This window comes from Pseudomonas sp. KBW05 (assembly GCF_003852405.1).
Lineage (GTDB): Bacteria > Pseudomonadota > Gammaproteobacteria > Pseudomonadales > Pseudomonadaceae > Aquipseudomonas.
The window spans coordinates 109,859-117,739 of sequence record NZ_QAJM01000005.1 but is presented as its reverse complement, the minus strand read 5'-3'; the positions used below and the strand labels follow the sequence as shown (position 1 = coordinate 117,739).

Below are 7,881 nucleotides of genomic sequence, written 5' to 3'. Positions count from 1 at the left end.
CGCACCTTCCAGACCGCCTCCCACCGACACGGCATTCTGTAATACGCTGCTCTCCCAGTGTGTAGGCAAGCGAGCGGAAGAACCGATGAAAAATTTCTGGCAGGCGCTGCCATGACCCACTTCTATGATGCCCGGGGCAATGTCTACGGGGTGGTCAGCCCGGCCTTTTTACGCGAACAAGGCATCGACCTCGCCGACACTGCCGCCCAGGCCGCGCGTGATCGCCAGGCATGGGCAGCAGCGGCGATCGCGTCCGAATGCGGCTGGGGTTCGACACCGCGCCCGCCAGCGGCCAAGGCCCACCGTTGCGATGGCTTGCTGGTCGGGCCATTTCAGGTCGAGCCGCCGTTTGACCTGTTGATCGTCAACACAGACGGCACCCTCGCCGAGCGCAGTGGCAATGGCCTGACGATCTTTGCCCAGGCCCTCACGGACCAGGGCTTGATGACGGCGGCCAGTGAGTTGCGCGTGCATCACGACCAACCCGGCGGTGCCTCACCGGTGACCACCTGGGTGGAACCTGCGGTCTATGAACGGGTAGCAGGATTTTGGCTTGCATTGGGCCAGCCTACGTTTGGGCCGCTGGCGGTTGGCGCATCGGACGTTGGCAACGCCGGACTCAGCCACATCAGCGCACTGGCAGCGATCAACCCGCACTGGGCGCAGAGTCAATTTGTGCGGGTGGGCAACCCCCATTGCGTAACATTGGTGGAGCACGCGTCGGCGTTGCCGGACAACGCAGAGATGCAGCAACCCGCGCTCTTCGAACCCTTGCAGGCGATTGCCTTTGCGCCGCCGGTTGGTCGTGGCCAGCCCTGTGCCGCGGGCGTCAACCTGCAATGGGCCACCCGGGAATCCGACAACCGCGTGATCGCCCGCGTCTTTGAACGCGGCGAAGGGCCCACGGCGTCGTCCGGCACCAGTGCCAGCGCGGTGGCCTGTGCGGCCTGGCGCGCCGGTTGGGTGGCAGCGGGCGAAGTTGCGGTGGTGATGCCGGGCGGCACGGCGCCGGTGCGCTTACAGGCCAACGCCGACACGTTGCTCAGTGTCAGCCTGTTCGGCACAGCCCGTCGGCACACTAGCTGATCAAAAACTCCACCTGTGCCGGCTGGCGTTTCATCAACACCTTGCCGTTGCGGATCGAATACAGCGGCAGGCCTTGGCTGCGAATCACTTCATAGTCGCTGTTGGCCGAGAGGATCAACAGGTTGGCCGGCCGCCCCGGCTCCAAGCCGTAGCGGTCGCCGAGGGCCATGGCCTTGGCGCTGTTATCGGTGACCAGGTCGAGGGCGCTTTGCAGGGTGCGGTAGCCGAGCATATGGCAGATATGCAAGCCGGCTTCGAGCACCCGCAGGATGTTGCCGTTGCCCAGCGGGTACCAGGGATCGACGATGGAGTCCTGGCCAAAGCACACGTTCATGCCGGCTTCGAGCAGCTCGTTGACGCGGGTCACGCCGCGGCGTTTCGGGAAACTGTCAAAGCGCCCTTGCAGGTGAATGCTCTCGGTCGGGCAGGAGACAAAGCTGATGCCGGAATGCCCCAGCAAGCGGAACAGCTTGGCGCAGTAGGCATTGTCATACGAACCCATGGCCGTGGTGTGGCTGGCGGTGACGCGCGCGCCCATGCCACGGCTGCGGGCTTCTTCGGCGAGCACTTCAAGAAAACGCGAGTGCGGGTCGTCGGTTTCGTCGCAATGCACATCCACCAGGCAACCGGTGCGCTCGGCCAGGTCCATCAGGAACTTCACCGAACTCACGCCCTGGTCGCGGGTGTATTCAAAATGCGGAATGCCACCGACCACATCGGCGCCCAGGCGGATGGCTTCTTCCATCAGCTCACGGCCGTTGCGGTAGGACTCGATGCCTTCCTGGGGGAAGGCGACGATTTGCAGGTCGATCAGGTGCGTGCTTTCCGCGCGCACTTCCAGCATGGCCTTCAGCGCCGTGAGGTTGGGGTCGGTGACATCGACGTGGGTGCGCACATGCTGGATGCCGTGGGCGGCGAGGGCCTGGATGGTTTGCTTGGCGCGGGTCTTGGTGTCTGCAAAGGTGATGGTGGCTTTGCGCTCGCCCCAGCACTCGATGCCCTCGAACAAGGTCCCGCTCATGTTCCAGCGTGGCTCGCCGGCCGTGAGGGTGGCGTCGAGGTGGATATGCGGCTCGACGAAGGGCGGGATCACCAGGTTGCCGGCGGCGTCCAGGTCGTCGGCGCTTGGCGTCGGCACGGTGGTTTGTGGGGTGATGCTGGCAATCCTGCCGTGTTCCAGGTGCAGATCATGCAGGCCTTCACGGTTGCGCAGGCGGGCATTGATGATGTGCATAGGCAAGTTCCTCTTGGGCAAAACCAGTGAATGAGATCAGTCGAACAGCGTCTGCGTAGTCTCGCCGCGATGGAACGCAAAGGCGGCTTCCAGATCACTTTCGATGGTGCGTCCACGGGACAGCGGCGGCAGTTCATCCAGGCGGAAAAATCCCACCTCGGTGGTCTCGAACCCCGCCATCGGCGCCAACTGGTCCACACGGTCACACAGGAAATACAGTTTGTAGAAGTCCCGCACATCCGGTCGATACAGACCCTTGGCCTTGTGGGTGACGCTATACAGCGCCCGCGCGGTGACGGTCAGCCCGGCTTCCTCGCGAATTTCCTTGATGATGTTTTCTGCGGCCGACAGACCGATGTCGGCATAACCGCCCGGTAACGCCCAGCAGCCATCGGTTGATTCACGCACCAGCAGGATCCGGTTGCCTTCGATCACCGCACCGCGCACGTCGAGCATCGGCGTTGAATAGCGCTGGGCAAAGTCCGGCACCAGTCCGGTTATACGTTCCAGCGGCACGTTGCCCAACTGCGCGAGCATACTGTGGGCAATCTCGGCGATTTCTTCCAGGCGCTCGCGTTCGAAGTCGTCGGTGCAAAAGTGCAGGCCTGTAGACGCCAGCGCTTGCAGGCGCTTGGCTTGGGCCAGCCAAGTGTTTTCCATGGGGTCTCCTAAAGGGATTTACTCATGTACACGCGGCGCAGGCCGTGTTCTTCGGCCCGATGGGTTTCGACATAGCCGCGACGTTGGTACAGCGTGAGGTTCTCAGTCATGGCTTCGTTGGTGTACAGGAAGATGGCCGCGTGGCCCGCATCGATTGCCTGGCGTTCGGCAAAATCCATCAACTGGCGGCCGAAACCAAGACCTTGGGCATCCGGGGCGACAGCCAGGTTATCCAGCAGCAGGGCGTTGTCTCCCTCTATCAGGATGACAAAACCCTGCACGCGCCCGGCGTTGTCCAGCACGTGGACCCCGCCGGCTTCGACCAACTGGCGATAGTCCTCCAGCATCGGGCCGGGTTGGCGCCCGATCCGTTCGATATAAGGCGAGTAGGCAGCCTGGACGATAGCCTCGATGGCTGCGACATCCTCGGCAGTGGCGGGACGCATCATTGCAGCGTGCTCCTTGGCGGCTGGAAGCCACGACTGTACGGGAGCCGGGCATAAAAAAACCACCGCAAGGGTGGCTTTTTCATAGCGGCGCTTCACTCACCGCGATAGATGCAACCGCTGGTGCAGGTCTCATGGATACGAATCGCACTGAGTTCCGGCAGCAGGGGTTTCAACTCGGTCCAGATCCACTTGGCCAGCACTTCGCTGGTGGGGTTTTCCAGGCCGGGGATGTCGTTGAGGTAGTTGTGGTCGAGGCGCTCATAGAGCGGCTTGAAAATCGCCTTGATCTCCGAGAAGTCGCGAATCCAGCCGGTATGGGGGTCGAGGTCGCCGCTCAGGTGGATGGCCACCTTGAACGAATGCCCATGCAGGCGCCCGCATTTATGGCCGTCCGGTACGTGCGGCAGGCGGTGGGCGGACTCGAAAGTAAATTCCTTGAAGATTTCCACAGTGTTTTCAGCTCGTTCAGGTATCTGGCAGGCGGCGAGTTTAACAGCTTGCTCCGCCGCCGCGCATACCGCTGGGTCAAAGGGCTTGCAGGTGTTCGCCCAACTGGCCGTTGTCGGCCAACGCCAGGAACTCATCCCCTAGCCGTTGGCTCTCGCTCATTGCGGTTTGCCAATACTTGTTGCGGCTTGCGTCATCGCCGAGAAAACGCTTGAAGTCACTGCGGTCCGGCAGCTTGCCGTGGGGCAGGCGGGCCAGGTAGTCCCTGGACGGCGCGAGCAGCAACACATCTTGCAAGCCTTGTTGATTGCTGCGGCGCCACGGCAGGCCCTTGTCGAACCAACCGGGGATCACCCGGTCGGTGAAGTGCGGGTACAGCACGATGTCGTCGCCGTGGTAGGGCAGGTCGAGGTGATAGTCCAGCAGGCCGCCGTCGCGGTAGGTGCCAGCGCCTGCGCCGGGCAGGTCGCGCACGCCTTGCATCACCATGGGGATCGAACCGGAGGCCAGCAGGGCCTGGCGCAGGTTGCCGGGTTCCAGGGCGAGAAAGCGCGAGGGGAAGTCCGTCAACGGATGCACCGGCGGCGCCTGGCGCGGGTCGTGGATGATCAGCCGCTCGAAATGCCGCGCCAGCCGCGCGCGGCCCCGCAGGTTGTCGGCAATCACCGATGACAGGCCCAGGCCCAACCGGCCCCGGTGGTCGTCGGCGAGCAGGCCATGGCTTTTGACCACCATGATGTTCAGGCGATAGTCCGGATTGTCCAGCACCCGTGCATCACGGCCGGCCAGCAGGTCGTCGAGCATGCGTTGGCAGCTCTGGCTGACCTCGGCCATGGTCACGCCTTTGGCAAAACGCTGTTCGTTGTACAGGCGGCCAAGGTCAAGCAGGCCTTGCGCGGGGTCGGGCAAGCAGGCACTGGCAAACCGCCAGGAGCCGATGGACGCGCCGATCAACGCCCGTTCCCGTGGCGCGCGGGGCAGCCAGTCGCCGAACAGGGCCAGGTCCAGGCCCTGGATGCCCAACGCCTTGGGCCCGCCAGCCGCGCCGGGGAGGATGCCGACATCGGCAGGCTTGAGGCCCTGCTCACGAATGCGCGCAAAGGCCCGTTTGCCGGCCTTGAGCGTCAGTGCGGGAAACTTGATGTGGATGGCTGTCATTCCGATCTCTGTGGCAGCAGGGGTTGGGGCGAGAATGCCATGGTGGCAATTCAGTTTCAGTTAAGTTGCAGCGGTTACGGTGGCCGGCGTAGGAACAATATCCTGAAACGGAGACTTATTATGAAGCGCCTCACAGCGCTGGTCGCCGCCGGTATCATTGCCTCCGCGGCGCTGCAGGCCTGGGCAGTGGACCCCGACAAGCCGCTGAAGTTACCCGGCACTGTTACTATTGTCGCCTTTGATCAGCTGGAAGCCACGGCCCTGGCCCTGCATCCTGGCTCGACGCTGCTGGACACCGACCTCGACGAGGAGTACGGCAAGTACCTCTACCAAGTCGAACTGGAAGATGCCAACGGCATCGAGTGGGAAATTGAATTGGACGCGCTCACCGGGCAGGTTCTCAAGAATCATCAGGAAACCTAATGAAGGTAAATTTACGTGCCGGCAGTCGAATAGCATTGGTGCTCCTGGCTTTTTGCTCAAGCCTAGCGGCCCGTGACCTCGATCAGGATGAGGCATTGGCGCTGCGGCAACAGGGCGTGATCCTGCCGCTGGAAGAGCTGTTGCAACAAGCCATGGCGCGCCACCCCGGTTCCCGCTTGTTGGAAGCCGAACTTGAAAAGAAGCATGGCAAGTACGCCTATGAGGTGGAGCTGGTCACCACCGAGGGTGTTGTGCGTGAAATCAAGCTGGACGCCTCCACGGGTGTGTTGATCAAAGACGAGGAAGACTGATGCGCCTGCTGCTGGTGGAAGACAACGTACCGTTGGCCGATGAACTGCTGGCCGGCCTGCAACGTCAAGGCTACGCCGTCGATTGGCTGGCCGACGGGCGCGACGCCGTGTACCAGGGCCGTAGCGAACCCTATGACCTGATCATCCTCGACCTCGGCCTGCCGGGCCTGCCGGGGCTTGACGTGTTGGCGCAGTGGCGCGCCGCTGCGCTGGCCATCCCGGTATTGGTCCTTACCGCCCGTGATTCCTGGGCCGAGCGCATCGAAGGGCTCAAGGCGGGCGCTGACGATTACCTGAGCAAACCCTTTCACCCGGAAGAACTGTACTTGCGCATCCAGGCGCTGTTGCGCCGCTCCCACGGCCAGGCCAACCAGCCCACCCTGCAAGCGGCTGGCCTGCATTTGGATGAAGGGCGCCAGTGTGTGCTGCGCGATGGCGCGGAAATCCAGCTGACCGCCGCCGAATTTCGCCTGCTGCGCTATTTCATGCTGCACCCCGAGCAGATCCTGTCGAAAAGCCACCTGGCCGAACACCTGTATGACGGTGAAACCGAGCGCGACTCCAACGTGCTGGAGGTCCACGTCAACCACTTGCGCCGCAAGTTGGGCCGCAGCGTGATTGAAACCCGCCGTGGCCAGGGTTACCGGTTTGGCGCCAGCCCCGCATGAGATCGATTCAACGGCGCCTGAGCCTGGGCCTGATCAGTGTGATGGTGATCGTCGGCATCGCGCTGGCGCAAACCAGTTTGTGGTTGTTCGAAACCGGCCTGCAGCGTTATCTGGAAGCGGGCCTGCGTAACGACAGCGAGAGCCTGCTGGTGGCGCTGGTGCGCGGCCCCGAGGGTTTGCAACTGCATGAGAATCGCCTGTCGCCGGCGTATCAGCGACCGTTTTCCGGGCACTATTTTCGTATCGATTTTGCCGATAAACACTGGCGTTCCCGCTCGCTGTGGGACCAGGATCTGCCCCATCTTCCTGAAGCGGGGCTCAAGGGCAATCTGCAACTGGGCCCGGAAGGCCAGCAATTGCTGGTGCTGCGTGAGGACTACAAGCGCTTCGGCCAGGCGATTTCCATCAGCGTGGCCCAGGACTACACACCGGTGCGCGAAAGCTTTCGCCTGATGCGCCAGATCGGCCTGGTGCTGGGCCTGGCGGCACTGCTGCTGGTGCTGGTGTTGCAACGTGTGACCGTGCGCCGGGCCTTGCGTCCGTTGGAAACCGCACGTAACCAGATCGCGCAACTGCAACAGGGCCAGCGCTCGCAACTCGACACCCAGGTGCCGCTGGAGCTGGAGCCGCTGGTGGCGCAGATCAACCACTTGCTGGCGCACACTGAAGACAGCCTCAAACGCTCGCGCAATGCCCTGGGCAACCTTGGCCATGCGCTGAAAACCCCATTGGCGGTGCTGTTGAGCGTGGCCTCCAGCGAACAACTCAAGGACCATCCCGAGTTGGCCAAACTGCTGCGCGACCAGCTTGAACAAGTGCAGCAGCGCCTCAACCGCGAACTCAACCGCGCCCGCCTGGCCGGTGACAGCTTGCCCGGCGCCTTGTTCGACTGTGAGACGGAGTTACCTGGCCTGTTGGCCACGTTGAACATGATCCATGGCGAACACCTGGACTTGAGCTGCCACGCAGCGCCCGGCCTGAAATTGCCATGGGACCGTTCCGACCTGCTGGAATTGCTGGGGAACCTGTTGGACAACGCCTGCAAATGGGCGGACGCCGACGTGCGCCTGACGGTCAGTGAAACACAGCACAGTTTTTGGCTGGCGGTGGAAGACGACGGCCCCGGCATCCCCGAAACCCAGCGCGACCAGGTCTTCAGCCGTGGCACCCGCCTGGACGAACAGATCGATGGCCATGGCCTTGGGTTGGGGATCGTGCGGGACATCGTCGAGGTGTGGGGCGGGGTGTTGCAGTTGCAGGAAAGCGAGTTGGGCGGACTCAAAGTGCTGATCGAACTGCCCAAGCGCCAGAACGGATAGAACCCTGATCAAACTGTGGGAGCTGGCTTGCCTGCGATGGCATCAACTCGGTTTGTCTGATGTACCGAGTTGTCTGCATCGCAGGCAAGCCAGCTCCCACACAAGCCATCTCCCACAATAGATCTG

At 62.7% G+C, this 7,881-nt stretch carries 10 protein-coding genes; 5 read left to right on the top strand and 5 right to left on the bottom strand.

Annotation, left to right across the window (positions count from 1 at the left end; genetic code table 11):
- The first annotated feature begins 111 nt into the window (after positions 1–111).
- Positions 112–1,086: a diaminopimelate epimerase gene (locus DBR46_RS04730; protein ID WP_124525211.1), complete on the top strand. Its 975-nt coding sequence runs from the start codon at positions 112–114 to the stop codon at positions 1,084–1,086.
- Here the strand turns inward: DBR46_RS04730 and codA are convergent.
- From codA to DBR46_RS04705, 5 genes are all read right to left on the bottom strand, one after another.
- The gene (gene codA, locus DBR46_RS04725; RefSeq protein WP_124525210.1) at positions 1,079–2,320 is read right to left on the bottom strand and encodes a cytosine deaminase; all 1,242 of its coding nucleotides are present in this window, start codon (positions 2,318–2,320) and stop codon (positions 1,079–1,081) included. The genes DBR46_RS04730 and codA overlap by 8 nt on opposite strands.
- 36 nt (positions 2,321–2,356) lie before the next feature.
- Complete coding sequence (locus DBR46_RS04720) at positions 2,357–2,980, bottom strand: NUDIX hydrolase (RefSeq protein ID WP_124525209.1); 624 nt, start codon at positions 2,978–2,980, stop codon at positions 2,357–2,359.
- Between the two features lie 8 nt (positions 2,981–2,988).
- Positions 2,989–3,429 (bottom strand): GNAT family N-acetyltransferase, encoded by a 441-nt coding sequence (locus DBR46_RS04715; protein WP_124525208.1) that lies wholly within the window; start codon positions 3,427–3,429, stop codon positions 2,989–2,991.
- Between the two features lie 92 nt (positions 3,430–3,521).
- Positions 3,522–3,878, bottom strand: a complete 357-nt coding sequence (gene queD, locus DBR46_RS04710; RefSeq protein WP_017736453.1) for a 6-carboxytetrahydropterin synthase QueD — start codon at positions 3,876–3,878, stop codon at positions 3,522–3,524.
- A gap of 76 nt (positions 3,879–3,954) precedes the next feature.
- Entirely contained in the window at positions 3,955–5,034 is a 1,080-nt protein-coding gene (locus tag DBR46_RS04705; protein WP_124525207.1) for a patatin-like phospholipase family protein, read from the bottom strand.
- Positions 5,035–5,154: 120 nt separating this feature from the next.
- On the opposite strand from DBR46_RS04705, the gene DBR46_RS04700 reads away from it, so the two are divergent.
- The 4 genes from DBR46_RS04700 to DBR46_RS04685 are packed head-to-tail and all read left to right on the top strand — an operon-like array spanning position 5,155 to position 7,755.
- Positions 5,155–5,457, top strand: coding sequence for a PepSY domain-containing protein (locus tag DBR46_RS04700; RefSeq protein WP_124525206.1), 303 nt, complete (start codon positions 5,155–5,157; stop codon positions 5,455–5,457).
- Positions 5,457–5,768, top strand: coding sequence for a PepSY domain-containing protein (locus DBR46_RS04695; protein WP_124525205.1), 312 nt, complete (start codon positions 5,457–5,459; stop codon positions 5,766–5,768). Before DBR46_RS04700 ends, DBR46_RS04695 begins: the two co-directional genes overlap by 1 nt.
- On the top strand, positions 5,768–6,436 hold the full coding sequence (locus tag DBR46_RS04690; protein ID WP_017736534.1) for a response regulator transcription factor: 669 nt from the start codon (positions 5,768–5,770) through the stop codon (positions 6,434–6,436). The genes DBR46_RS04695 and DBR46_RS04690 overlap by 1 nt, the downstream gene beginning before the upstream one ends.
- Complete coding sequence (locus DBR46_RS04685) at positions 6,433–7,755, top strand: sensor histidine kinase (protein WP_124525204.1); 1,323 nt, start codon at positions 6,433–6,435, stop codon at positions 7,753–7,755. The genes DBR46_RS04690 and DBR46_RS04685 overlap by 4 nt, the downstream gene beginning before the upstream one ends.
- The last annotated feature ends 126 nt before the right edge of the window (positions 7,756–7,881 follow it).